Origin of the sequence: Arcanobacterium phocisimile, from assembly GCF_016904675.1 — a bacterium.
Classification (GTDB): domain Bacteria; phylum Actinomycetota; class Actinomycetes; order Actinomycetales; family Actinomycetaceae; genus Arcanobacterium; species Arcanobacterium phocisimile.
The window spans coordinates 193,928-218,201 of the sequence record NZ_CP070228.1 but is presented as its reverse complement, the minus strand read 5'-3'; the positions used below and the strand labels follow the sequence as shown (position 1 = coordinate 218,201).

Annotated in this window: 24 protein-coding genes; 10 read left to right on the top strand and 14 right to left on the bottom strand. The window is 51.4% G+C overall.

What is annotated here, in order from left to right:
• Positions 1-79 precede the first annotated feature (79 nt).
• On the top strand, positions 80-1,612 hold the full coding sequence (locus JTE88_RS00910) for a hypothetical protein (RefSeq protein WP_204424766.1): 1,533 nt from the start codon (positions 80-82) through the stop codon (positions 1,610-1,612).
• Positions 1,609-2,352 (top strand): hypothetical protein, encoded by a 744-nt coding sequence (locus JTE88_RS00905; protein ID WP_204424764.1) that lies wholly within the window; start codon positions 1,609-1,611, stop codon positions 2,350-2,352. Before JTE88_RS00910 ends, JTE88_RS00905 begins: the two co-directional genes overlap by 4 nt.
• Positions 2,353-2,446: 94 nt before the next feature.
• Here JTE88_RS00905 and JTE88_RS00900 read toward each other — a convergent pair whose 3' ends face one another.
• The 4 genes from JTE88_RS00900 to JTE88_RS00885 form a co-directional block, all read right to left on the bottom strand.
• Positions 2,447-2,893 carry an IS3 family transposase gene (locus JTE88_RS00900; RefSeq protein WP_204424756.1) on the bottom strand — a complete coding sequence of 149 codons (447 nt, stop codon included), beginning with the start codon at positions 2,891-2,893 and terminating at the stop codon, positions 2,447-2,449.
• Positions 2,894-2,900: 7 nt separating this feature from the next.
• Entirely contained in the window at positions 2,901-3,287 is a 387-nt protein-coding gene (locus tag JTE88_RS00895) for an IS3 family transposase (RefSeq protein ID WP_204424758.1), read from the bottom strand.
• Positions 3,288-3,361: 74 nt separating this feature from the next.
• A complete protein-coding gene (locus JTE88_RS00890; protein ID WP_204424760.1) occupies positions 3,362-3,622 on the bottom strand; it encodes a helix-turn-helix domain-containing protein in 261 nt (86 codons plus the stop codon).
• 273 nt (positions 3,623-3,895) lie between these two features.
• The gene (locus tag JTE88_RS00885; protein WP_204424762.1) at positions 3,896-5,815 is read right to left on the bottom strand and encodes a coiled-coil domain-containing protein; all 1,920 of its coding nucleotides are present in this window, start codon (positions 5,813-5,815) and stop codon (positions 3,896-3,898) included.
• 421 nt (positions 5,816-6,236) lie between these two features.
• On the opposite strand from JTE88_RS00885, the gene JTE88_RS00880 reads away from it, so the two are divergent.
• The 3 genes from JTE88_RS00880 to JTE88_RS00870 all read left to right on the top strand — a co-directional run bounded on the left by JTE88_RS00880 (position 6,237) and on the right by JTE88_RS00870 (position 7,412).
• On the top strand, positions 6,237-6,497 hold the full coding sequence (locus tag JTE88_RS00880) for a helix-turn-helix domain-containing protein (protein WP_204424760.1): 261 nt from the start codon (positions 6,237-6,239) through the stop codon (positions 6,495-6,497).
• Positions 6,498-6,571: 74 nt separating this feature from the next.
• On the top strand, positions 6,572-6,958 hold the full coding sequence (locus JTE88_RS00875; protein ID WP_204424758.1) for an IS3 family transposase: 387 nt from the start codon (positions 6,572-6,574) through the stop codon (positions 6,956-6,958).
• Between the two features lie 7 nt (positions 6,959-6,965).
• A complete protein-coding gene (locus tag JTE88_RS00870; protein WP_204424756.1) occupies positions 6,966-7,412 on the top strand; it encodes an IS3 family transposase in 447 nt (148 codons plus the stop codon).
• Positions 7,413-7,488: 76 nt separating this feature from the next.
• Here JTE88_RS00870 and JTE88_RS00865 read toward each other — a convergent pair whose 3' ends face one another.
• Complete coding sequence (locus JTE88_RS00865) at positions 7,489-8,958, bottom strand: amino acid permease (RefSeq protein ID WP_239519528.1); 1,470 nt, start codon at positions 8,956-8,958, stop codon at positions 7,489-7,491.
• A 79-nt stretch (positions 8,959-9,037) separates the two neighbouring features.
• Positions 9,038-11,704 carry an ATP-dependent chaperone ClpB gene (gene clpB, locus JTE88_RS00860; protein WP_204424754.1) on the bottom strand — a complete coding sequence of 889 codons (2,667 nt, stop codon included), beginning with the start codon at positions 11,702-11,704 and terminating at the stop codon, positions 9,038-9,040.
• A 246-nt stretch (positions 11,705-11,950) separates the two neighbouring features.
• Here clpB and JTE88_RS00855 point away from each other — a divergent pair, with 246 nt between their 5' ends.
• Entirely contained in the window at positions 11,951-12,124 is a 174-nt protein-coding gene (locus tag JTE88_RS00855) for an antitoxin (protein ID WP_204424752.1), read from the top strand.
• Positions 12,125-12,132: 8 nt separating this feature from the next.
• Here JTE88_RS00855 and gluQRS read toward each other — a convergent pair whose 3' ends face one another.
• A complete protein-coding gene (gene gluQRS / locus JTE88_RS00850) occupies positions 12,133-13,140 on the bottom strand; it encodes a tRNA glutamyl-Q(34) synthetase GluQRS (protein ID WP_239519527.1) in 1,008 nt (335 codons plus the stop codon).
• A gap of 60 nt (positions 13,141-13,200) precedes the next feature.
• On the opposite strand from gluQRS, the gene JTE88_RS00845 reads away from it, so the two are divergent.
• Positions 13,201-13,716 carry a TspO/MBR family protein gene (locus JTE88_RS00845; protein ID WP_204424749.1) on the top strand — a complete coding sequence of 172 codons (516 nt, stop codon included), beginning with the start codon at positions 13,201-13,203 and terminating at the stop codon, positions 13,714-13,716.
• On the opposite strand, the gene JTE88_RS00840 is transcribed toward JTE88_RS00845, so the two are convergent.
• On the bottom strand, positions 13,713-14,225 hold the full coding sequence (locus JTE88_RS00840; RefSeq protein WP_204424747.1) for a GNAT family N-acetyltransferase: 513 nt from the start codon (positions 14,223-14,225) through the stop codon (positions 13,713-13,715). The two genes, JTE88_RS00845 and JTE88_RS00840, sit on opposite strands and share 4 nt — an antisense overlap.
• 14 nt (positions 14,226-14,239) lie before the next feature.
• On the opposite strand from JTE88_RS00840, the gene ybaK reads away from it, so the two are divergent.
• On the top strand, positions 14,240-14,755 hold the full coding sequence (gene ybaK / locus JTE88_RS00835; RefSeq protein WP_204424745.1) for a Cys-tRNA(Pro) deacylase: 516 nt from the start codon (positions 14,240-14,242) through the stop codon (positions 14,753-14,755).
• Between the two features lie 65 nt (positions 14,756-14,820).
• Positions 14,821-15,255, top strand: coding sequence for a hypothetical protein (locus JTE88_RS00830; protein ID WP_204424743.1), 435 nt, complete (start codon positions 14,821-14,823; stop codon positions 15,253-15,255).
• A gap of 80 nt (positions 15,256-15,335) precedes the next feature.
• Here JTE88_RS00830 and JTE88_RS00825 read toward each other — a convergent pair whose 3' ends face one another.
• Positions 15,336-18,617: an ExeM/NucH family extracellular endonuclease gene (locus JTE88_RS00825; RefSeq protein WP_204424741.1), complete on the bottom strand. Its 3,282-nt coding sequence runs from the start codon at positions 18,615-18,617 to the stop codon at positions 15,336-15,338.
• Between the two features lie 178 nt (positions 18,618-18,795).
• On the opposite strand from JTE88_RS00825, the gene JTE88_RS00820 reads away from it, so the two are divergent.
• A complete protein-coding gene (locus tag JTE88_RS00820; protein WP_204424740.1) occupies positions 18,796-19,224 on the top strand; it encodes a DUF3806 domain-containing protein in 429 nt (142 codons plus the stop codon).
• Here the strand turns inward: JTE88_RS00820 and JTE88_RS00815 are convergent.
• From JTE88_RS00815 to dnaK, 5 genes are all read right to left on the bottom strand, one after another.
• Positions 19,196-19,753, bottom strand: a complete 558-nt coding sequence (locus tag JTE88_RS00815; protein ID WP_204424739.1) for an NUDIX hydrolase — start codon at positions 19,751-19,753, stop codon at positions 19,196-19,198. The genes JTE88_RS00820 and JTE88_RS00815 overlap by 29 nt on opposite strands.
• Positions 19,750-20,412 carry a heat shock protein transcriptional repressor HspR gene (locus JTE88_RS09110; protein WP_204424738.1) on the bottom strand — a complete coding sequence of 221 codons (663 nt, stop codon included), beginning with the start codon at positions 20,410-20,412 and terminating at the stop codon, positions 19,750-19,752. The genes JTE88_RS00815 and JTE88_RS09110 overlap by 4 nt, the downstream gene beginning before the upstream one ends.
• A gap of 60 nt (positions 20,413-20,472) precedes the next feature.
• Positions 20,473-21,468 carry a DnaJ C-terminal domain-containing protein gene (locus JTE88_RS00805; RefSeq protein WP_204424737.1) on the bottom strand — a complete coding sequence of 332 codons (996 nt, stop codon included), beginning with the start codon at positions 21,466-21,468 and terminating at the stop codon, positions 20,473-20,475.
• 79 nt (positions 21,469-21,547) lie between these two features.
• A complete protein-coding gene (gene grpE, locus JTE88_RS00800) occupies positions 21,548-22,168 on the bottom strand; it encodes a nucleotide exchange factor GrpE (RefSeq protein ID WP_204424736.1) in 621 nt (206 codons plus the stop codon).
• Positions 22,169-22,243: 75 nt separating this feature from the next.
• On the bottom strand, positions 22,244-24,094 hold the full coding sequence (dnaK, locus tag JTE88_RS00795) for a molecular chaperone DnaK (protein ID WP_204424735.1): 1,851 nt from the start codon (positions 24,092-24,094) through the stop codon (positions 22,244-22,246).
• Positions 24,095-24,274: the final 180 nt, after the last annotated feature.

The following is a 24,274-nucleotide window of genomic DNA, read 5'->3' as shown; positions in this document are numbered from 1 at the left end:
TTATATGATCTAGAAAACACTATTCAAAAATGTAACAATCCACCTTGAAATGTCAACGAAATTCCATACTATTCAATCTATGACTTTTAAAAAATACGCAACACATTCCGTTCTGAGCCTCATGATTGCCGGAACCGCACTTGTCCACCCTTACGGCGCAGCCTTTGCCGCATCTCCACCTGAATTATCAGCTCAATGCACCCAAGCTCGAGCCGATGTCGCTTCACACCAAAAGACTCTCGAGACACTCAAAGCGCGCCACAGCGAACTCATGAAGAAACTTGACGCGGAAAAAGAAGCACGCACTCAGGCCGAGCATAAGCTAGCTGAACTAGAAAAAGCCGCCGAGACCAATAAAGGTAAAATCGCTCAGGCACAAAACGCGATCGATCGTGCGACTGCGAAGATTAAGCAACTCGAGACAATGATTGGCCAGCTTGACAAGGACCTTAAGAAGCAAAACCAGGCGTTAGAAGAAGCTAAGACAGCGCTCGCGATTGCTCAAAAGGAACTTAAAGCCATTACTGCCCAACGCGATAAGACTCGCGCAGAGGTCACCAAGAATCAAGAAGCAGTCAAGCGTTCACAGTCAGAGGTAGTTGGTGCAGAAAAAGCCCTACAGGACGAGAAAGACGCCTACAACAAGGCGCTCGAAGAACACAACAAGCAGATAGCCCAAAAAGAAGCTGATCTTGCAAAGACCGCTCAAGAACTAGAAAAATCAAGCAACGAACTTCCGAATCTAACCGACCGACTTAACCAAGCAAAAGCCGATAAAAAGAAGGCAGAAGACGGCCTCAGCTACGCACATAAATATGCGACGCAAAAAGTTTCTTACTTCAAACAGCTCAAGGACGAGCTAAACGCTTACATGGGCCTAAAACAACAGCACATTGACACCAAGGATAAGCTGGAAAAAGAGATAGTTGAAAGCAATAAACAACTTTCAGAACTGCAAAACAAACATGCAGGCTACCATGCTGCAGAAGAAAAATGGGCGAAGCTAGATCAACAGATACGCGATTTAAACACTAAGTTAAACGATCTGCATACTAAAAAATTTGAACTGAACACTCGCCTCAGTTCTACAGAGGAACAGTTGAAACAACTTAATTCCCTCAAGATTAAAACCGATGAAGAATTAACAAAGGCTCTTAGTTCAGTTGAAAAGGATCGTATTGATTCCATACCAAGCCTACGGCACAAATTCGATGATATTGAACGCAATATTAAATCTACTGAGGCAACAATCGGGCAGCTAAAGCAAGAGCTTAGTAGCACTGAGGGATCTATCACTGACCTATCTACACAACATGACGATCTTAACCGTCAAAAAGCGAACCTTTCAGCACAGCTTGAAGAAGTCGAAAAACTACGGGACGAATTGAACAACCTCCGGTCTGTAGTTCGAAATAAGCAATCAACTGTTGAAAAGCTCTCGGAGAATATCGAGACGCTAGAATACCAGATTAAGAGTGCTGAAAAGGAGATAACCAAGCTTCAAAAAGAAATACTTATTTCTTCTGATAATGTTCGCTCTGCCGAGCACATCCTGAAAAGGCTATCCGCGACATCGCTTCAGCGGATAAAGCTCTCGCTGAACAGCAGGTGAAGATCGCCGAACTGTCGAAGGAAAAAGCAAAGCTCGAGCAAGAGTTGAAAGCTTTGGAAGAAACGCCAATTACGAACAACATTGCAGTTCTTACGCAAAAGTTGGACGAAGCAAAACAGCAACTGGCTGACCTCAAGATGAAACTGCAAGATGCTGAGAAACGTCTTAAGGAACTTGAAGCGGCTTATGGCGAAGCTCTAGCAGCTGAAAAAGCACAAGCAGAGAAGGTCGCTGCGGAAACCCGTCGTACGGAAAAGCTCCGCAACGAACTAGCTCAAGCTAAAGCAGATCTTGAAGCCGCTCAACACAAGCTAGATCAAGCCCGTAAGGACCATGATTCTGCTGTTGAGGCACAGGAGTCTCTCACTAAGCAGATCGCTGACGTAAAGGAAATGCGTGACCGAATCGCAGATTCATCCGCCGAGCTTGACAAGGTCACCAAGGAGCTTGACGCCAAACGTATTCTTCACTCAGAGTCCGTGAAAACTGAGAAAGAACAGTGCACACCAAAGCAACCTATGCCAAAGCACCCTGCACCAATGGCACCAGCACCAACACCAGGGCAACCAACACCAGCACAGCCGATGCAACAAATGGCTCCAGCTAACGTCCAGCACAACGCTTCTAGCCAGCTTGCCCAAACGGGCGTTGCACCAGGTGAAGCATTGCTCGGCGCAGGAGCACTTATCGGTCTAGGTGCGCTTGCTGCGGGAGTTTCCCGACGTCGTCGTCAAGGGTAAAACCACTATCGAAAAGTGACAGATGCACATAAATGGGGCTACATGTTATGATCTGCTCCCCAGATGTTGGACAGTTTAAATCATATCCTGTCTGTTAGGCTGCAAGGGCCTGATTCCGGTATTCAATCGGGGTCAGGCCCTTGAGTCGTTCTTGGATACGGTTGTTGTTATACCAGGTGATGTATTGGTCGAGTTGGTCAAGGAAGTCTTGAACGGAGGTAAAAGAGCTTGGGTGGTAAAACTCGGCTTTGAGGTGACTGAAGAAATTCTCTGCTAAAGAGTTGGCATAACAGTTACCCTTGCGAGACATTGATTGAACCGCGCCGATATGGTCAAGCTGGTTACGCCACGATACATGCTGGTAATGAAATCCTTGATCAGTATGAACAATCAATCCTGGCTGCGGGTTTTCCTTGGCAATGGCCTGAGCTAACGACGCGGCTGTGAACGTGGTTGTGGGATGGAAAGCATGCGTGGCAGCGATGATGGTCCCATCGAAGAGGTCGATAATGGGTGAGAAATAGACTTTCTTACCACACACGCGAAACTTAAGTGATATCTGAGACCCATTTACGATTGACCTGTGCGACACTAAAGGCACGGTTAAGCACGTTTCGAGCAAGACGATTAATGGTTCCACGGTAGGAGTTATACCGGCGTTTAGGCCGTGTAATACACACTAACTTCTCACGCGCCATGATCTTAGCAACGAGTTTTTTCGATACCCGCCAACCATCTTTCATCAACGCTAACCGGATACGCCACTGGCCATACCGGCCATGAGCTTGATAGAAAATATTTTTGATCACTAGCGCAAGCTCAGCATGTTTATCGCCACGCCCGACACGGGCCTGATGGTAAAAGAACGTTGAGCGAGCAAGCCCGGCAATACGTAGTAAGTCACTAAAGCGGTAGCGGGACTTGAGATCTGCCACGACGCGGGTCCGGGTCAGTATTCGTTGCTCATCAAGTCCCTTAATGCTTTTAGGTAAGCATTTTCCGCTTCTAATTACTCTAAACGGCGTTTGAGCTGATCAAGCTCACTAACTGGCCGGGGTTGATGTGGATCTTTTCTTGGTCGACCCTTTGGTCGAGGACGTAGTCCGTCTACTCCTTTAGTCCGATAGATCCGAACCCATCTTTCTAATACTTTCGGTGAGGACAAACCCAGTTCCTTCGCAATGGACATCTTTGTTTGCCCGGAAAGGAACCGCTCAACTACCTGGAGTTTAACCTCGAAGGAATACTGTGAAGGAGTCGGCTTGTGCATGAGAACAAGTCTGCCATGAATACACCACCTCTCCCATAGATTCTTTGCAGTTCTCACCCCAACACCTACATGCTTGCTAGCAACATGAGGACCAAAACCAGCCTCAAACAACGAAACCAACTGCTCACGCTGGAGCACACTCGCCTTACTCGAAGCCAACATAAAACTACCCCCTGAAAGAAGGAACCCAATCAACAAGTCCAACTTTCAGGGAGCAGTTCACTAACCATGTAGCCCCCATTTATGTGTATCTGTCGCTTTTAGATAGTGATTTTACCCTTGACGACGACGTCGGGAAACTCCTGCAGCGAGAGCACCAATACCGATCAACGTTCCCGCACCAAGTAAAACCTCTCCTGAGGCAACACCAGTCTGGGCGAGTTGAGCCGAAGCGTTGTGTTGAGCTCTGGCTGGCGCCGTCTTCTGACCAGGTTGGTTCTGTCCGGTCTGCTTTGGCGTGCTTGGGGTTTGGTCTGCCGGATCAGTCTGCTTTGGCATGTTCGGGGTTTGGTCTGCCGGATCAGTCCGCTTTGGCATATTTGGGGTTTGCTCTGATGGTGCACATTTTTCTTTTTCAGTTTTCACTGAATGAGAATGGAGAATGCGTTCAGTTTCGAGCTCGTTAGCAATCTTCTTTAATTCGGCAGACGAATCACCTATGAGATCGAGTGATCCTTTCGCATCTGCAATCTGGTGCTGAAGCGAATCTAGTTCCGCTAGGGCATCATCGTGAGCTTTACGCGCATTGTTTAATTCGAAGCGGACGTTATCTAGGTCTGCACGGGCCGTGCCGTGTGTCTCACGCAGTTTTTCAATATGTTGCGTTTTCTCAGCGAGGTCTCGCTCGCGTGCTTCTTTAGCTGCCAATGCTGCATTGTAGGTAGGTTGAAGGCTATCGAGGTTTTCTTGCTCAGTGCTCAGGCGTGCTTTAAGAGGAGCTAGCGCTTGCTTGGCTGCTTCCAATTCTCGTTCACGGTCTGGGGTGTTATTGGCGATTGGATCTGCCAATGTTGCCAGCTCTCGTTCGAGTGCCTCTTTGTTCTTGGTGAGCGCGTCGATGGTAGAACGCTGGTCGAGAATTGCTTGCTCGGCTTGGGCAGCATCGCGGATCGCTGTTTGTAGTTTTTGTTCGACGACGAGGATTTCGGCAGCAAATTTACGAATTTCTTCCTCAAGTTCGGCTATATCACTTCGAATCTTGGTAACTAGGTTATTGAGGTCAGTAATATTTCCTTCGTAGCCTTCGCGCATTCGTAGTTGACTCTGTCGCCGAGCAGTAAGCTCGGCTACTTTTTGGGTGTTTTCCGGGATCTGGGGAAGTTCTGCAATCTCATCGTCAAGCTTCTTAATTTCGGCGTCGGTCATATTCTTCAACGCCATTTCCTCGTCTTTTTGCGCCACTACCCCTTCAAGAACCTTAGTTGCGTCACGAGCCTTTTCATCCTTTTCTTCACTGACTTTCCGTAATAAGTTTAGGCGTTCTGTGGCTTTATTTTGTTCAGCTTGTGCTTTAGTGAGCCGGTCATTGAGTTCGACAAGAGTCTGTGGTGCGGTTGCGAGCTGTTCAGTGACCTTCTTTAGCTCCTGTTCGGTTTGAGCGCTCCTGCGCGCTTGCTCTGCAACTGCGCTGGTGTAGCGTTCTTTTTCGTCCTGCAGCGCTTTTTCGGCACTGGCAACACTCGATTGTGCTTGACGCACTAGCTCGTTAGCTTGTTCAACTTTAGCCCGAGCTTGTTCGTGTGCGGTGGCAATAGAGTCGAGTTTGCGCTGTGCATTAGCCAGTTCTTGGGTAGCGGCCGCTAATGCTTTGGCGTGCTCAGCAATTTCGTTATCTAGGCGCGCAATAGCAGAAGTGAGTTCCTCGATCCGCGCAGTTGCGCGTTCAATCTGCTGGTGAGCTGTAGAAATCTCAGCCTTCTTATCCATCGCTACTGCTTCTAGTTCAGCTAGCTTATGCTCGGCCTGAGTGCGTGCTTCTTTTTCCGCGTCAAGTTTCTTCATGAGTTCGCTGTGGCGCGCTTTGAGTGTCTCGAGAGTCTTTTGGTGTGAAGCGACATCGGCTCGAGCTTGGGTGCATTGAGCTGATAGTTCAGGTGGAGATGCGGCAAAGGCTGCGCCGTAAGGGTGGACAAGTGCGGTTCCGGCAATCATGAGGCTCAGAACGGAATGTGTTGCGTATTTTTTAAAAGTCATGGATTGTATCATATAAAATATTTTTGGTTTTCCAAGGCGTGTTACGACATTTTTCAATAATGTTTTATTCATCATAGAAATTGGTGCTTTGCCCGGTATTTATCTGGGAAATCCCTGAAAGGATTGCGAGAAATGCTAGGGATTTTTGCATGAAATAAAACCACAAAAAGGGGGGGCTATAGGCCCAAATGTGTTGCTGTGAACTGCTCCCTGAAAGTTGGACTTGTTGATTGGGTTCCTTCTTTCAGGGGGTAGTTTTATGTTGGCTTCGAGTAAGGCGAGTGTGCTCCAGCGTGAGCAGTTGGTTTCGTTGTTTGAGGCTGGTTTTGGTCCTCATGTTGCTAGCAAGCATGTAGGTGTTGGGGTGAGAACTGCAAAGAATCTATGGGAGAGGTGGTGTATTCATGGCAGACTTGTTCTCATGCACAAGCCGACTCCTTCACAGTATTCCTTCGAGGTTAAACTCCAGGTAGTTGAGCGGTTCCTTTCCGGGCAAACAAAGATGTCCATTGCGAAGGAACTGGGTTTGTCCTCACCGAAAGTATTAGAAAGATGGGTTCGGATCTATCGGACTAAAGGAGTAGACGGACTACGTCCTCGACCAAAGGGTCGACCAAGAAAAGATCCACATCAACCCCGGCCAGTTAGTGAGCTTGATCAGCTCAAACGCCGTTTAGAGTAATTAGAAGCGGAAAATGCTTACCTAAAAGCATTAAGGGACTTGATGAGCAACGAATACTGACCCGGACCCGCGTCGTGGCAGATCTCAAGTCCCGCTACCGCTTTAGTGACTTACTACGTATTGCCGGGCTTGCTCGCTCAACGTTCTTTTACCATCAGGCCCGTGTCGGGCGTGGCGATAAACATGCTGAGCTTGCGCTAGTGATCAAAAATATTTTCTATCAAGCTCATGGCCGGTATGGCCAGTGGCGTATCCGGTTAGCGTTGATGAAAGATGGTTGGCGGGTATCGAAAAAACTCGTTGCTAAGATCATGGCGCGTGAGAAGTTAGTGTGTATTACACGGCCTAAACGCCGGTATAACTCCTACCGTGGAACCATTAATCGTCTTGCTCGAAACGTGCTTAACCGTGCCTTTAGTGTCGCACAGGTCAATCGTAAATGGGTCTCAGATATCACTTAAGTTTCGCGTGTGTGGTAAGAAAGTCTATTTCTCACCCATTATCGACCTCTTCGATGGGACCATCATCGCTGCCACGCATGCTTTCCATCCCACAACCACGTTCACAGCCGCGTCGTTAGCTCAGGCCATTGCCAAGGAAAACCCGCAGCCAGGATTGATTGTTCATACTGATCAAGGATTTCATTACCAGCATGTATCGTGGCGTAACCAGCTTGACCATATCGGCGCGGTTCAATCAATGTCTCGCAAGGGTAACTGTTATGCCAACTCTTTAGCAGAGAATTTCTTCAGTCACCTCAAAGCCGAGTTTTACCACCCAAGCTCTTTTACCTCCGTTCAAGACTTCCTTGACCAACTCGACCAATACATCACCTGGTATAACAACAACCGTATCCAAGAACGACTCAAGGGCCTGACCCCGATTGAATACCGGAATCAGGCCCTTGCAGCCTAACAGACAGGATATGATTTAAACTGTCCAACATCTGGGGAGCAGATCATAACATGTAGCCCCATTATTATCAAGCTATTTAGCGACAAAGATCTTCTTCGAGTAAATCGTGGGTGTGCATCGAATGCACACTACGCACCGCCAAGTAGGAGAGTGTCAAGATACAAAGGTATGGAATGCCGGCGTACCAGGCCACTGGCAGTAGCCAGTAGAGCCCAATGAAGATCGCAACCGACACAGCGATCGCCACAGGCGCAACAATGTTCGCTGCCAACAACCGATGCTCAGGCAATGGCAACCCGGCAGCCTTACGCTTGGCACGGAACGCCATGTGGGTAATCATCGTCATCACCCAGGTCACCAGAATGCCGATCGTTGCACAACCATAGAGCCACAAGAACGCATTCGCCGGGCTAGCGATTGCCAGCACAGAAGCTAACACCATGCCAACCATTGCGATCAATACTGCACGACGCGGCGAACCATTACTCGCCGTCACCGCAGCCCAGCTCGGGGCTTGACGGTCATTAGCCAGCGAATGAATCATGCGGCTTGAGGAGTACAAACAGCCGTTTGCCGCCGAAAGCGCAGCCACAATCAAAATCGCATTCATAATATGCGCCGCACCCGAAACACCCGTAATATCGAGCGCCCGCACGAATGGTGATTCGTCAATCGTGCCATGTGAGCCAGCAGTTTCCGTCCAGGGTTGCAACATGAGCACCACGAGAATGGCGAGCACGTAGAACAACAACAGACGCCAAATCATGGTGTGTGCAGCACGTGGAACGTCGCGCTCCGGATGCTCGGATTCCGCTGCACCAACCGAGACGTTTTCGATACCGCCGAAGGAGAAGACAGCTAAACAGATAGCCGCCAAAAGGCCCGAAATTCCTTTAGGGAAGAACCCGCCGTGCTCGGTCAAATTACCAGTACCGATTGCTTCCACCCCTGGGAACAGCCCAAGAACCAGGGCCAAACCGAGCGCAATGAAGGTAACGATAGCGATGACCTTAATCATCGAGAACCAGTACTCGCTCGAACCATAGAGATGCACTGAGAACAAATTCAACGCCACGATCAGCAACGAGCATAGGACAGTACCGGCCCACAGTGGCAAGCTCGGGAACCAGAATTGCAGATAGGTGGCTGAGGCTGTCACTTCAGCACCAACCGCAATTAACATCGTCACTGCGAAGTTCCAGCGCGTAACGTAGCCACCGTATGGGCCTAGGTAGGAGGCTGCTACTGCTCCGTGGCCGCCAGGAACCGGGTGGACCGACACCATTTCAGCCAACGCCCACACAACAGATAGAGCTAGAAGACCAGCCGCCAGATACGCAAACACTGTGGATGGGCCACCAAAACTGATCACCGATCCGGAGCCGAGAAACAGGCCGGTGCCGAGTGCGCCAGATAGTCCAATCATGGATACCTGGGCAGAAGTTAGGCCTCGTTTAAGCTGAACATGTTTGCCATTTACGGCAGATTCGGCAGAGGCCACACTGGCCCCTGCCGAATCTTTTGCTGTATTTATCTGATCTTTCATAGGTAGGAGCATACCCGTCTGACCGAACAAATCCTACAGCTGTCCACCTATTGGGATACGTACCATGCATTCAGTGTGGTTAGCTTTCCTCAACAACCAACTTCAGCTTGTGTGCGTTCTCCACCGCCGTGCCATTGGCGGGCACCACTTCACCGGTTTCTCGATCGAAGAATGAGGTATCGAGGTCTGCACTTTCAACAACGACTCGTTGCCCATCGCTGACGTCACCAGCCAACAGCAGGCGTGCCAGCTGATCGCCGACTTCGCGCTGAATCAAGCGACGCAACGGACGTGCACCGAATGCCGGATCATATCCTTCTAGCGCCAACACTGACTTCGCATCCTCTCGGACATCGAGCGTAATCCGACGCGAGTCCAAACGTTGCGCCATCTGAGCCACCTGCAAATCGACGATCTGGCCAATATCTGCAACACTCAACGGTTCGAAGATAATCAGATCATCCAACCGGTTCAAGAACTCTGGCTTGAAGTTCGCATGGACCGCTTCCATCACTGCCCGGTGCTGATCGGCAAGATCCAGCTCGGTGTTCGTTAAGAATTGCGAACCCAAGTTCGACGTCAAAATCAGGATCGTGTTCCGGAAATCAACCGTGCGTCCCTGGCCGTCCGTGAGCCGACCGTCGTCAAGCACCTGCAACAAAATATCGAAGACTTCCGGATGTGCCTTCTCCACTTCGTCCAACAACACCACACCATAGGGGCGACGGCGAACCGCTTCGGTGAGCTGACCGCCCTCTTCATACCCCACATATCCTGGAGGTGCACCAATCAACCGTGCCACCGCATGCTTCTCGGAATATTCCGACATGTCGATACGAACCATGGCACGTTCGTCGTCAAACAAGAACTCTGCCAACGACTTCGCCAGCTCAGTTTTTCCGACGCCGGTTGGGCCAAGGAACAAGAACGAACCCGTTGGACGCTGCGGATCGGCAATGCCTGCACGCGAACGCCGCACCGCATCCGCTACAGAGACCACTGCCGAACGCTGGCCGATAAGCCGACGCGCAATTTCGTCTTCCATACGAAGCAGCTTCTCGGTTTCGCCTTGCATGAGGCGACCGACTGGGATGCCGGTCCAGGCAGAGACCACATCGGCGATACCGTCCGCGTCAACCTTCTCCGCGATCATTGGTGCTTCGTCAACAAGTGTGTTCTTGTCTTCTTCACCGGCTGCGATCTGTGCTTCAACTTGTGGAATGTCGCCGTTTTGGATCCGTCCGGCGTCGTCGTATCGGCCTTCACGAATCGCTTTTTCCAACTCAGTACGCAGCTCGTCGAGGCGCACACGCAAATCGCCAACCTTGTTCCGGCCAGCTTTTTCAGCTTCCCAGCGCGCGTTCAGCGAAGCGAGGGCTTCGGATTTGTCGGCGAGTTCAGCGTTGAGCTTTTCGAGGCGGTCGGCTGCGGAGGCGTCGTCGTCTGCATCGGTTTCTTCCAGATAGGACTTCTCCATCTTTAACCGATCGACTTGGCGTTGCAGGACGTCGATTTCTTCTGGTGACGAATCGAGCTCCATACGCAGGCGCGAAGCAGCTTCGTCAACGAGGTCGATCGCCTTATCTGGCAGCTGCCGCCCGGAAATATAGCGGTCAGAGAGCGTAGCCGCGGCCACGAGTGCACCGTCAGAGATGGTGACCTTGTGGTGTGCTTCGTACTTTGGTGCAATTCCGCGCAAAATCGCGATGGTATCTTCGACGCTTGGTTCGCCGACGAAGACCTGCTGGAAACGGCGTTCTAGAGCTGGGTCTTTTTCGACATGTTCACGGTATTCGTCAAGCGTTGTTGCGCCCACGAGCCGCAGTTCGCCGCGTGCCAGCATCGGCTTGAGCATATTTCCGGCGTCCATTGCCCCATCTGCTCCGCCACCGGCGCCGACGACGGTGTGCAGTTCGTCGATGAAAGTAACGACTTCGCCGTCAGACTCTTTGATTTCTTGAAGTACGGCTTTGAGGCGTTCTTCGAATTCGCCACGGTATTTCGCACCGGCCACCATGCCGGCAATGTCGAGAGAAATAAGCCGCTTGCCGCGCAAAGATTCGGGAACATCGCCGTCGACAATACGCTGTGCGAGCCCTTCGACAACTGCAGTTTTACCGACGCCTGGCTCACCAATAAGCACAGGATTGTTTTTCGTGCGCCGGGACAGAACTTGGACGACGCGGCGAATCTCAGAATCTCGGCCGATAACCGGATCAAGTTTTCCTTCGCGCGCCATCTGCGTCAAATCCGAACCGTACTTTTCGAGCGCTTTGAACGTACCTTCAGGATCTGGGGAAGTGACTTTTGCTGAGCCACGTACCGACGGCAGAACTGCGCTGAGCTGTTCACGACTCGCGTTTGCCGAACGCAAAATATCGCCCGCGGAGCTTTGACTGCCAGCGATAGCGAGCAGTAAATGTTCAGTGGATATGTAGGCATCTCCCAGCGCGGTTGCTTCTTTCCCAGCATCGGACAAGACAAGGGAAAGATTACGTGAGGCTTGTGGTTGCGAGGCTGTTTGGCCTTGGACTCCTGGCAGAGTTGCCAGTTGCGCTTGGGCGCGTTCGACGACGTCAGCAATAGTGACACCGACGGCATCCAGTAACGCCGTTGCTACTCCACCTGATTGCTTGAGTAATGAGACGAGAAGGTGGGCTGGTTCAACGTGCGGGTTGCCCGCGCGCATCGCCATGTCGATCGCATCAGCTAACGCCTCCTGCGATTTCGTTGTTAACTTATCCATGTCAATAAACTCCTTGATAATACGACTGAACTGACGCGTTCTAGCCGTTCACTGCTTCATATAACGTACCTAAGGTTGAGTCTATTCCACTCAAGTTTAATTAACAAGACCCACTATAAGGCAAGAATTTATCTAGAAGGTAGATTGAGGACTAAATACCTAGTAGAATGAGGGTAATGCTACACATGGAACAAGCGTCGTTAATCAACGCCCTCATGGTAGCGACAAACCGAAAGGAGAATAGAGATGTCTCTATTTGATAAGGCAAAGGATGCGCTTAACAGCGATAAAGCAGAAGAGCTTACCGATAAGGCGCTAGATAAAGCTGAAGAGGTAGCCAAAGATAAGCTCGGCGCCGAGCATGAAGATAAGATCGATAGTGTCCGTGGAGTTATCGATTCCAAGCTCGGAAACGAATAATTCGTCCCCTACCGGCCGGGTTCAATATCTCGCAGTGACGCGAAAAAGGATGTTGGCCCGGCCGTTAGGCTATCCACATCAACCATCCACGGCGATCGGGGAAGCGCCGCGGGATCGAACGCGGCTAAAAACTCAGTAGCAGAACGGATTTCTGAAACCCCTAGACTACTGATCCGCATTTTTAACGATGTTGCAAGTAGCGAGATAATATCGCCCACTTCCCAACCAAACTCAGCCAGCTGCGCTATCGTCACCGCACCATCACGTTTAGCCAACCGCGCACCTTGACTGTTCAGTACCAACGGAACGTGAGCATATTCAGGCGTGGCATACCCCAAGACGTGTTGGAGATAAACCTGACGCGGCGTTGACGGCAACAAATCATCACCACGTACAATCTGCGTCACCCCGAATTCGGCGTCGTCAACCACCGAAACAAAGTTATACGAATAAACCCCGTCTCCACGACGAATCACCAGATCGTCAATTGCACCCCGGTAGCTACCGCACTGGCGATCTACAACGTCACCTTCGACGTCGTTCGCCGCCAACCGAAAAGCTGGCCCACGATTCAACGACGCTAACTTTTCCCGGCCCGCCTGCCGCTGCTCTGGCAACAAATCCCGACAGGTACCCGGATATGAACCGGGAGGTCGATGTGGAGCCGAGGCCACCGCTGCAAGTTCTTTGCGCGTGCAATAACATTCATAAAGCTGACCAGCTTTCATCATCTGGTCAAAAATCTCGGCATAGCGGTTCAAGCGCTGACTTTGGAAGACAACCGGACCATCCCAGTCAACACCCAAAGCTTCCAGATCACGCAGCTGCGAATCGACAAACGGCGGACGCGAACGCTCATCTAGATCTTCCATCCGCATATGAAATCCGCGCCCACTATGGCGCGCGAACGCCCACGCCAACAACGCTGTACGCAAGTTACCTAGGTGGAAGTCCCCCGTCGGCGACGGTGCAAACCTGCCCAACCCCTCACAACCTACGCTAGTTTCCTCGTTCATCATTCTCTGCTAACAGCTAAAACATCAGTACTCACTCATTATAGTGATAAGACTAGAGTCATGGGACTACTGAAAAACATTATTAAAACAACCGCGGTCACCGGCCTCGCAGCCGGAATCGCATCCTACGCCACAAATACCGACACATTGTGGAACAAGACGCAACTTAAACCTTCATGGCAACCACCAGAAGAAGTCTTTCCCATCGCATGGTCAGCACTCTACGCCTCGATCGCAGGTGCCTCAGCTGCTGTTTTAACTAAATTGGATAACCAGGCAGACGAGGCTCACGACGATCCTGAAGAACTCGCCAGAATCCATCGCGAGCGCCGCAAATTCAAGCGCGCCCTCGGCGTCAACCTCGCACTGAACGCCACCTGGAGTGCCCTTTACTGGAACGTTCGAGACAATTGGCTTTCTGCCGCAGAAATCACGTTGTTGGCCTCATCCTCAATACACTTAGCGTATCGTGCCGGAAAGGTCTGCCCAGCCGCTGGTGTAGCCCTCATTCCATATGCTGGCTGGACGGCGTTCGCTACCGCACTAAATATCGAAATTGCCCACCTCAACAGTTAACGGATAAACGTTTGTCTGCCGGTGCTGCCAGTGTCCGTTAGCGCAAGACCGAGTGTTTGAGCTACCGCTTGAGCATCCTCAGTGAAATCGATGCGCGAAAAATCGCGCGCGGAGAAAAACTGCGCGCCGGCAGCATCGTCACCTGTTTGGCATGGCATGAACGCGTAGGCAGGAATGTCACCACTGGCAGCGTTTAGGAGTTTCGTTCCGTATCCTCGACGGCGAACATCGCCGCGCACACCCAACCACGTCACCGCCAACAGGCGTTCATGGCCGGCCCCCAGCGCGTCCGAACGCACATACCCCACAACCTCACCGTTGAGGTCGGCAAGCCATATAGTTGACGCACCCTGATCAGTGAGAATCTGGACAATTTCCCGATACTCTTTTTCCTTATTGAAATCCACATCGGGGAAATCTTGCGCGAAAATCGCGGTTCGAAGCTCGAATAACGCACCGGCGTCGACACGCGCGGCCGGTCGGAGATAAAAACGCTCAGAAGTATTCATGCTTTTATTGTGTCATGACTAGGAAGAAGAAAACAGGACAATATAAGGCGGGCCACACCGGAACACCTGCATTGGTTGCGCTTGAAGCCGCGAATGTTCCCTTCACACTCTACGAATATGAGCATTCGCAAACCATGGAACACGGATATGCACAAGACACTGCACAGATTCTTGGAATCGATCCAGATACGGTGTTTAAAACGCTGATGGTTGAGTCTGGGAAAGATGCTTTTATCGCGATCGTTCCGGCCAGTGCCCGACTCAATCTCAAATCCGTGGCACACGCGGCTGGCGTGAAATCAGTGGCGATGATGGAGCCAGCGCGAGCCGAAAAACTCACCGGCTATGTTACTGGCGGGATCTCACCGCTGGGACAAAAACACCAGTTCCCTATCTTCTTGGACGAAAGCGCGGTCATCGCTGACGAAATATTAATCTCGGGCGGGAAACGGAGTTTATCAGTGGGCATCGCACCGGCGGATTTTATTGCCATATCGGGCGCACGGGTTGCTGACATTGCCCAGTGGTAACAGATGTCCGGAACGTCTACTATGTCCCTGTGAACATATCGCACGAAGCTAATTGAGGTGAGGTTATGAGCGACGAGCACACACTAGAGCTCAAAGAGGGCTGGGTTAACTACGAAGATTTCCCATACAAGCTAACTGACATGAGGATTGTTCGGACCTCCATTGTCGTGTTGCTCATGTACTCCATCCCTAGCGCCATTTTTGCTATTCGCACGAACAATTACTTGCTAGCTGCTCTGGTCGCTTTTGCCGTTGTGGGATGCCTTTTCCTGATTCCGATCCTGAAGAAAGCGCTTCCGCAAAATAAACTTCGCGAAGCCTTGCGAGACTTCTATGGCGCCGAAGCCGTCTTTATCAACACGGACGGCACGGTAGTAATCCATCTCAACAACAAGAGTTACTCAGGCCGCTTAGAGAAGCGCGATAGGTTCGCGCGAATCATTGACGTCAAATTCAACTATGAACTAAGCTTCATGGACTCTCTGATGAAACATATTTAAAACTCAGGGCGGGGATCTAGGTTTTTCCTAGATCCCCGCCCTGGTTGTCGGTAGCTTTACCTACCTGTACACATCAGCGTTCATACGTCCTTGCGGCGCATCACGAATGCGATACCGGCAAGAGTCACCAGCGCCGCGAAAGTACCGAGCGCCAGCACGTCCGCACCGGTCTTGGCCAGCATCGACTGGCCCTCACTCACCTGCGCAACAACCTGCGGAGCTGCTGGCTGAGGCTGAGGCTGAGGCTGCGGCTCCGGCTCCAGCTGCGGCTGCGGCTGCGGAGCAATCGGCGTCGCCGGAACCAATTCAGTCCACGCAATACCCGGCTTTTCCGGCTGCGGCTCCGGAGCAATCGGCGTCGCCGGAACCAATTCAGTCCACGCAATCGAGCAACCGAGCTCTTTACGAGTCAGCGCTGTCCACTGCCACTGAGTTTGCTGACCTTCAGCAAACATGAAGCCTTCCAACGGCTCGGCACGCACAATAACAGTCTTGCCGTATGGGTACTCGAACTTGTTGGCGTTGTCAGCCAGCGGCGCTAGTTCCACACCGTCGACGCTCACCGTATACTTCACGCCGTCAACTGGCGTAACTTCCACGAACGGCTGGATCTCGCAGGTAGCCGGATCGGCAGCTGACGGTTCAATAGGCGCTACCTCAACCGTTTCTGGCTGCGGATCGCGAGTATCAATCGCAACCTTGATCGGGTCGTGATCCGAGGAACGGAATGGCGATTTGCCGTCGAACAGGTTCTCGAAGTTCACGTTGTAGTTCCAGCGTGAGTATTCGAAAGCAACTGGCTCCATTGCGTTGACGTTCCACACGTCTGCATCCTTCACCATCGCCATCGCTGCCGGGTTACCGAGCGCATGATCGAGCGAACCAACCACACCACCATATTGGTAGGAATGATTCGTCACACCCATCTTCTCCGCAATCGACTCGTAGCCGAACTCTTTTTCGAGCTTCACCAACGGATCTTCATGCGTGTAAGAATTCAAATCGCCTAAGACAAACACTGCATCGTCAGCGAAGTTCTTCGCTACCCACTGCGCCATTTCGGTTACCTGCTCAACACGCATATGGTTGTTGTTTCCCTGGTAGCCATCGTTTGGCACTGTGTCCTTATTGGAGCCCTTGGACTTCAAGTGATTGAGGACGACGACGAATGGCTTTCCTTCCGCCTCTCCGTCCTTGAGTGCCTGGAACTTTTGCGCCAACGGCTGGCGAGCATACGTCCACTGATCGCCGTCGTACAATACCTTCGACTCATCGACTGGCTGAACTTGATCCTTCTGGTAGATAAACGCCAGACGAATAACGTCTTGGGCCTTAAGATCAGGTAGTTTCTCAGCGACTGGAGACTTGACGTACGCCCACTTGTCAGTGCCTGCATCAGTGTTCAACACCTCAACGAGGTGAGCGATAGCAAAATCACGGTCCTTACCGAACTTGACCGAGTTTTCAATCTCTTCCAGTCCTACAACTGACGAATCGAGTGCATTGATTGCTTTCACGATCTTCGACTCTTGCATCTTGAACGCAGCCTGAGAATACGCACCGCGTGGCTCACACCGGTTCGTGGTCAGCTTGGTTCCGTCGTATGCGGAGTATGCGGAACACTTATCGACGTCTTCACCCAAGGTGGTGAAATAGTTGAGCACATTGAACGAGGTGATGGTGACGTTGCCTTCAGCAAACGTTGGCGCATCTTGACGGGTGGAGGTAAACGAGACCCAGCGTGTCCATTCGGTGTTTGCCTTATCGTTGTAGTCCGACAGCGGCTTGGTTGGCTGGAGGTTCCACCGGTTTTCGTACTTTTTACGACCCACGGAGTTGGCGCGGTAGTCCAAAATCATGGGCTGTGGCAACTTGATAACTGTGCCCACCCGCAACGGGTTATTCACATCCAAATATGGAACCGGATTGTTGTAGTTTGGCCAACGCTTGTTTTTACTACCGAACGATGTGTAGTCGATGGAAGCGCCGTCGTCGAGTGCGATACGTTCGCGCTCGATCTTGGCAGCCAACTCTGGCCACTGCGTCTTGTCTGCGGTTTGGTCAGACGGAATCCGGAACGGCTCGTTGCCTGGTGCCAGGTCGAGTCGACCGTGGCGGTTTGTTAGATAGTTAGCGGTGACCGTGTAGTTGCCGGTGACCTGGACCAGCATGCCTTCGAGCTTTTCACGGGCTTCTTCAACATCTGGGATGCGCTCAACCTTGACTGGTTCTGGAGCGACGACGTCGTCGCCTTTGTCTAGTTTAGTGACGGTGTAGTCTGGGTTAACGCCGGCTTTATCATAGACGCTCACCTGGGTTAAACCGTAATATTCACTCGCCATACCGGTCACTTCAAGATAGTCACCTACTGCGATTGTACCGGGAGCCACGCCGGTCTTATTGCGGATGTTCTTAAAGTTACCGACATAGACGAAGATGCCGTCAGATGCGGTGCGCTCACCGGCAGCATCACCACCAGTTCCCGGGGTTTGCACATAGAAACCTTGGAAACCGCCGTAGGGATATACTGCGGTGACGACGCCGGTCGTCGTGACGCGTTGATCAGCATACGGAGTCTTGTCACCGGTTCCCTGGATTTGTGCAATTGTTAGGGTTTGTGCCGGTGCAACTGGCGGAGTGATTGGGTCTGGTTGCGGATCGGCTGGATCCACAGGAGTATCCGAATCATCCGGACCTGGCACATCCGGAGCATCTGGCACATCTGGCACATCTGGCACAGCCACACCAGAACTCTGCGGAGTTGCTGCCGAAATAGAGAAGTCCGCACTGTTGTCATTGGTATCTACGCCTGTAACGGTACGCTGAAAAGACTTCTCCTTCTTAGCTGCACCCGGAATCGCTTTCCCTTCACCGATAGCCTTGGTTCCCCAACCAACCAGATCGACCGCAGTAAAATTTTTATTCAGCTTCGAAGGAACACTACCCTTATCGAAAAGACCTATTGAGGCACCCTCCTTCGACGCACTCATTTTGAAGCGGCCGTCAGTTGAATCTGCATTCAGCTCTATTTCTGGATTACCCTCACGAGCCGCCACAAGATAATACCCGTGTGGCGCGATAGTTCCCGTGAGATCTGTTTGCGAACCGGATTTGTTTCCACTTCGTGAATAACCCTGCAATACGTAATTGCTCAGATCAATCGACGAAGTCGTCGGGTTATACAGCTCAACGAAATCCCGATAGGTTCCCCTATTCTCTGTTCCATCAACATAAACTTCGTTGATAACAACATGATCAGCGACCGTATTCTCGGCAGCATGAGCTGGTAATGCAACCAGCGGAAGCCCGAGCAAAGATGCAGTCGCAACACTCATCACCTTCATTGAACGCGAAAGTTTCATATGTGCGTGTACTCTCTATCCATTTCAACGTCATCGCTACTCGATAGCGTCTCGAATGTCGTTAGACACTATGAATTATGCTGTTTTCCCCTAGCCAACACAACCGAATTCTTAGAATCTGGACTCCATCGCGAAACAAAATATTGGCAATATACGCAATATCAGTACAATTAAGCTCATGACTAGCTTGCATGTACGCCAATTGTCCGAATCTGAAATCGAACGCATTACGTCAAGTTCTCAACACGCCGAAGATCGAGGCCTACTCGAAAATCTCGAAATGCTTGATAAAACTGCCGCACAGTTACGCACCGATCCGTCAGCAGATATCACTGCTGAGCTGGACATTCTCGGTGCAGCCCTCGGTCTTCACTTATCCCAACTAACCGGCATGCAATGGGCGGCAGTAACTGATGGAGTGGAATCTGCAATCGTTCTGATTGGTACGGCCGGTGAATCCACTATCGTCGTCTACCCATTTGACGTCGTCCAACGGCGCTGGAACGACGAAAATGATGAAATATTCCGCGCCTACGTCGCCGAGGTTCTCGCCTCGATACAGCAGAGCCAAAAGACAGCTAACGAGAACCAAACCGCGGTGGAATAACCAGATTCCGAGTAACATCCCACGGCTGGACATATCCTTCGCGAATAAGTAGTCGATCCACTATGTAGCCGGTTAAGCCCCAAATCATCAGGCCATCTAACTCAAAACCCGGCCCGACTCGGGTCGAGTGTTTCCATGTTCCACGATGATCGGGATGTGCAAGATCTGCAAGTTTCAACCAGTGTGCGCTCGCTACTTCTGATTCGCTGAGCTTGAGTGGATATGGGTTCGATGCGGAATAGGGTGAAGCGAGCCTGCCGACAACCGGAATAATTTTCTTCCCTGTTTGCGGAGCAGTTATCTCCGGCATCTCACCATCGATCTCAATATCTTCGGGGGCAATACCGACTTCTTCCCAGGTCTCGCGTAGCGCGGTTTGAGCTGGAGTTTCTGTGCTATCTCGGCCCCCGCCAGGAAGACTTATCTGCCCGGCGTGCGTGCGCATACCCGATGCTCGCACAGTTACCAACAATGCGGGAAATTCCTCAGTGGACAGCAGGGCTAACACTGCCGCATTAAACTGCTTCATAGGGTCTCATCGAAGTCGATAATCTCGTTCTCGACGTCATCATTTTCCGGCCCCGAAGCGAGATACCGTAAATTTTGTGCCTCCATTCGGGCACGCATATGCTGCTCTAGGAGCTCCAGTAGCCAATCGAGCTGACCGGGGCGTGGCACAAGTGCACTCGACGTGTCGAACTGATTATTATCTTGCAACGTTTGAGTGCTGCGCTTGCGTTCATCTTCGCGTACTGCTCGCAGGGTACGCCGAAGCACATCAATCGATCCAGATGCTTCGACCTGGCCAGATGAATTCACCGCAATGACGCGCTGTTGACGGTCTTGTTGGGAGCGAAGCTTTTCCTCCACATAGGCATGCTCGGCACGCAGTTCTGCCAATTGGCGTTCCACAACCGACTTCGCATGCGCAATCTGGGCAAGTTCATCGCGCAATTCAAAAATACGCGATATCCCAGCTAAGTTGATGCCCTCTTCCTGGGACAACCGTTGAATCTCAGTTAACCGATCGACGTCATTCAGCGAATAACGCCGACCGCCACCCCGGGTACGTTTTGCAACTACAAGACCTAGGCGGTCGTACTGGCGTACAGTCTGGGCGTGCATTCCAGCTAGTTCGGCGGCAACCGAAACCGTGAGAATCGGTGCATTTTTCGACACTTTTGCCATTATGCCTACCTCCTAGTGGATAGTTCTACCCGCCGCTGCTAGGCGGCGGGTAGGGACAGGTTAGATACGAGCCATCTTAGTAAATTCTGCGCGTGGATCATGATGTTCCATCGCCTGACGGTATTCTTCGATAGCTCTACGAGCATCGTCTGACAGATCCTCCAAAGCAGGAACAATGACGGTGAGATGGACGAACATATCGCCAACTATGCCGTTTGCGCCGTGGAGACCTTTACCGCGAACGCGCATCTTCTTTCCGGTTGAGGAGCCGGCTGGGATTTTCACCTTCACCGATTCCCCATCAATAACTGGCACGTCGATGATGGCACCTAGTGCAGCTTCATCAAACGAAACCGGCACGGTGATATGCACATCGTGCCCGTGGAGCTCATAGACCGGATGGCTCTCAACGGTAACATCTACCAAAAGATCCCCGTTTTGCCCACCGTTCAATCCCGGATTACCTTTACCCTTCAGGCGAATCTTTTGGCCCGTTGCCACGCCTTGAGGGATTCGAGCCGTTACTGGTTTACCGTTGACATTCAGCGTGATGGTGGCACCATCGACAGCTTGCCGGAACGTGAGTTTCGCGGATGCTTTCACGTCATGGCCACGTTCTGGACGGCGTCCGAAACCACCGAATCCTGCCGGACCGTTCGGCTGTGGTGCGCCTTGCCCAAACATATTCTTGAGGATGTCTTCGAATCCAGGAGTATCACCCATGGAGCTGTATTGCGCTCCACCGCGTGCGCCTTGACCGAATACGCCCGAAAAAATATCTTCGAATCCACCACCAGAACCTGGAGTGAATCGAGCCCCGCCAGACATGGAACGAATAGCGTCGTATTGTTTGCGCTCCTGTTCATCTTTCAGCACACTGTATGCTTCAGAAACATCTTTGAACTTCGTTTCTGCAGCACTATCACCCGGATTGCGATCCGGATGGTACTTGCGTGCGAGTTTACGGTATGCACTTTTGATCTCTTCGGCACTGGCATTTTTTGAAACCCCCAGAGCCGCATAAAAATCTTTGTTCATCCAATCTTGACTTGCCATGATCGTCACCTCCTCACAGGTGTTCTTCAATTAAGTAGCGATAATAGTTGGTATCCGAATACGCAGGCAGAGTTGCCATTTACTCAGGCTTAACGACGCCAACGCGAGCCGGACGCAAAACACGCTCACCAACCTTGTAACCTGGCTGAATGAGCTGGCTAACCTGTTCTTCAGTAACATCGGCGGACGCAGTTGCCATAAGAGCTTCATGAAGGTTGGGATCAAAAAGATCGCCTTCTGCTCCGAAACGCTCCATCTTGAAGTTGGTTTCTAACGTGGATTCCAACTTGGTAATGATTGCGCCAGTTGGGCCTTCGAGATCTCCATGTTGCCGTGCAAGTTCCGCATCATCGAGTACTGGTAAAAGTAGGTCAAGAACTTTGTTAATTCCGGCTTCATATTGGACTACGCCGTCAGCCTTCGACCGTTTGACATACCCGTTGTATTCTTGCCGCAAATTGTAAAGATCAGCATTGCGTCGAGCAAGCTGTTCTTCGAGTTCTGCCACTTTCAACAAAGCTTGGTCAGCTTCGGACAGTTGTGGTCCGCCATCTTCTTCAGCACTGATTCCAGGTGCTGACTCTACTGGCTCTTCTGGTGTTTGAGCCTCAGAACCAGTTGCGTTCACCGTTGGTTCGGTATGCTCTGGTTGCTGGTTCTCTTCTGGCTGGGATTGTGGGTTGATTGGTTCATCTACCATGATCGTTCCTCTTCTTCCGGTGATATATGTAGCGACCGGGGGCCGCGATGATACCGCGGCCCCCGGATACGGCTATCACTTGGAGTCGTTGTCGTCTACGATCTCAGCATCGATGACGTCATCTTCGCCTTCTGGGCTCTGACCAGAAGCATCTGCTGTAGCTTGCTCCGCTTGAGCTTGTGCGTAGAGTGCTTCACCGATCTTTTGTGCCTTGGTGTTGAGGTCTTCTGAAGCGCTCTTGATTGCTTCAACATCTTCGCCCTTGAGAGCTTCATTGAGGGCATCAACAGCTGCCCGGACTTCGGTGGTTACTGCATCGTCGAGCTTATCTTCGTTATCCTTCAAGACTTGCTCAATGCTGTAAACCTGCTGTTCTGCAGTGTTGCGAACATCAGCTTCTTCCTTACGCTTGGCGTCTTCAGCAGCGTGCTCTTCTGCTTCCTTGACCATACGCTCGATATCTTCCTTGGACAGTGCCGATCCACCGGTGATGGTGACAGACTGTTCCTTACCGGTACCAAGATCCTTCGCCGATACGTGGACGATGCCGTTGGCGTCGATATCGAAGGTGACATCGATCTGTGGGCGGCCACGTGGAGCTGGAGCGATACCGCCGAGTTCGAAGGTACCAAGGAGCTTGTTATCGCGAGCGAACGGACGCTCACCTTGGTAGACCTGGATGAGAACGGAAGGCTGGTTATCTTCTGCAGTGGAGAAGACCTGGGAACTCTTGGTTGGGATTGCGGTGTTACGTTCGATCATGGTTGCCATACGGCCACCAAGAGTTTCGATACCCAAGGAAAGTGGGGTGACGTCGATAAGCAAGACGTCGGTACGGTCACCGGCGAGCACACCAGCTTGTAGTGCAGCACCAACAGCGACAACCTCATCTGGGTTAACGCTCTTGTTTGGCGCCTTACCGCCGGTAAGTTCCTTAACTACTTCGGTCACAGCCGGCATACGGGTTGAACCGCCGACGAGGACGACATGATCGATTTCGGAGATCTTCACATCAGCATCTTCGATAACCTTCTTGAAAGGTGCCTTGGTGCGCTCGAGGAGGTCCCTGGTCATTTCTTCGAATGCTGCGCGGGTGAGGCGCTCATCGAGGTGGAGTGGACCGTTTTCAGACATCGACAAGTACTGCAAGTTGATGTTGGTGGAGGTTGCTGAGGACAGTTCCTTCTTGGCCTGCTCTGCTGCTTCCTTCAAACGCTGGAGTGCAACCTTATCCTTAGAAAGATCTACGCCGTGGTTGTTCTTCACCTGGGTGACGAGCCAATCGATAATGCGCTGATCCCAATCGTCACCACCGAGCTTGTTATCGCCTGAGGTTGCGCGAACCTGGATGGTGGAGAAGTCGTCTTCATCCTTACCTACTTCGAGGAGGGAGACGTCAAACGTACCGCCGCCAAGGTCGAAGACGAGGATAAGTTCATCTTCCTTACCCTTTTCCAAACCATAAGCGAGAGCTGCTGCGGTTGGCTCGTTCACAATACGCTGAACATTCAGGCCAGCAATCTGACCGGCATCCTTGGTTGCCTGGCGCTGTGCGTCGTTGAAGTACGCTGGGACCGTAATAACAGCATCGGTGACGGTATCACCCAAGTATGCCTCTGCGTCCTTCTTGAGCTTCTGCAAGATGAATGCCGAAATCTGCTGCGGGTTGTAGGTTTTTTCGTCGATGTCTACCGACCAGCTTTCACCCATATGGCGCTTCACGGACGAAATGGTGCGTTCGACGTTGTTTACTGCCTGACGCTTTGCGATTTCACCGACAAGGACTTCACCAGTCTTGGAAAAGCCAACGACTGATGGAGTTGTACGCATACCTTCTGCATTTGCGATAACGGTTGGTTCGCCACCTTCGAGAACGGTGACAACCGAGTTTGTTGTTCCTAGGTCAATACCCACTGCACGTGCCATGGAATTGTCTCCTTTTCTGTTAGCGCTATGCGCTGTTAAAAACTTCTACCTCTCAAGTGTGCATCAGCGCTGAACTTATGTCCAGTCGACTAACTCATTCTTGAGTCCATATCACTCAACTTTACAACGGCTATTTTTATTCCCAGGCTATATCACTTAATTTTTGACAAGGGAGATAAC

Bases quoted from the DNA above. Each gene is read 5' to 3' on its own strand.
- JTE88_RS00910 (WP_204424766.1), top strand. From the start codon at position 80: ATGACTTTTAAAAAATACGCAACACATTCCGTTCTGAGCCTCATGATT.
- JTE88_RS00890 (WP_204424760.1), bottom strand. From the start codon at position 3,622: ATGCACAAGCCGACTCCTTCACAGTATTCCTTCGAGGTTAAACTCCAG.
- JTE88_RS00885 (WP_204424762.1), bottom strand. From the start codon at position 5,815: ATGACTTTTAAAAAATACGCAACACATTCCGTTCTGAGCCTCATGATT.
- JTE88_RS00880 (WP_204424760.1), top strand. From the start codon at position 6,237: ATGCACAAGCCGACTCCTTCACAGTATTCCTTCGAGGTTAAACTCCAG.
- JTE88_RS00865 (WP_239519528.1), bottom strand. From the start codon at position 8,958: ATGAAAGATCAGATAAATACAGCAAAAGATTCGGCAGGGGCCAGTGTG.
- clpB (WP_204424754.1), bottom strand. From the start codon at position 11,704: ATGGATAAGTTAACAACGAAATCGCAGGAGGCGTTAGCTGATGCGATC.
- JTE88_RS00855 (WP_204424752.1), top strand. From the start codon at position 11,951: ATGTCTCTATTTGATAAGGCAAAGGATGCGCTTAACAGCGATAAAGCA.
- gluQRS (WP_239519527.1), bottom strand. From the start codon at position 13,140: ATGAACGAGGAAACTAGCGTAGGTTGTGAGGGGTTGGGCAGGTTTGCA.
- JTE88_RS00845 (WP_204424749.1), top strand. From the start codon at position 13,201: ATGGGACTACTGAAAAACATTATTAAAACAACCGCGGTCACCGGCCTC.
- JTE88_RS00840 (WP_204424747.1), bottom strand. From the start codon at position 14,225: ATGAATACTTCTGAGCGTTTTTATCTCCGACCGGCCGCGCGTGTCGAC.
- ybaK (WP_204424745.1), top strand. From the start codon at position 14,240: ATGACTAGGAAGAAGAAAACAGGACAATATAAGGCGGGCCACACCGGA.
- JTE88_RS00830 (WP_204424743.1), top strand. From the start codon at position 14,821: ATGAGCGACGAGCACACACTAGAGCTCAAAGAGGGCTGGGTTAACTAC.
- JTE88_RS00825 (WP_204424741.1), bottom strand. From the start codon at position 18,617: ATGAAACTTTCGCGTTCAATGAAGGTGATGAGTGTTGCGACTGCATCT.
- JTE88_RS00820 (WP_204424740.1), top strand. From the start codon at position 18,796: ATGACTAGCTTGCATGTACGCCAATTGTCCGAATCTGAAATCGAACGC.
- JTE88_RS00815 (WP_204424739.1), bottom strand. From the start codon at position 19,753: ATGAAGCAGTTTAATGCGGCAGTGTTAGCCCTGCTGTCCACTGAGGAA.
- JTE88_RS09110 (WP_204424738.1), bottom strand. From the start codon at position 20,412: ATGGCAAAAGTGTCGAAAAATGCACCGATTCTCACGGTTTCGGTTGCC.
- JTE88_RS00805 (WP_204424737.1), bottom strand. From the start codon at position 21,468: ATGGCAAGTCAAGATTGGATGAACAAAGATTTTTATGCGGCTCTGGGG.
- grpE (WP_204424736.1), bottom strand. From the start codon at position 22,168: ATGGTAGATGAACCAATCAACCCACAATCCCAGCCAGAAGAGAACCAG.
- dnaK (WP_204424735.1), bottom strand. From the start codon at position 24,094: ATGGCACGTGCAGTGGGTATTGACCTAGGAACAACAAACTCGGTTGTC.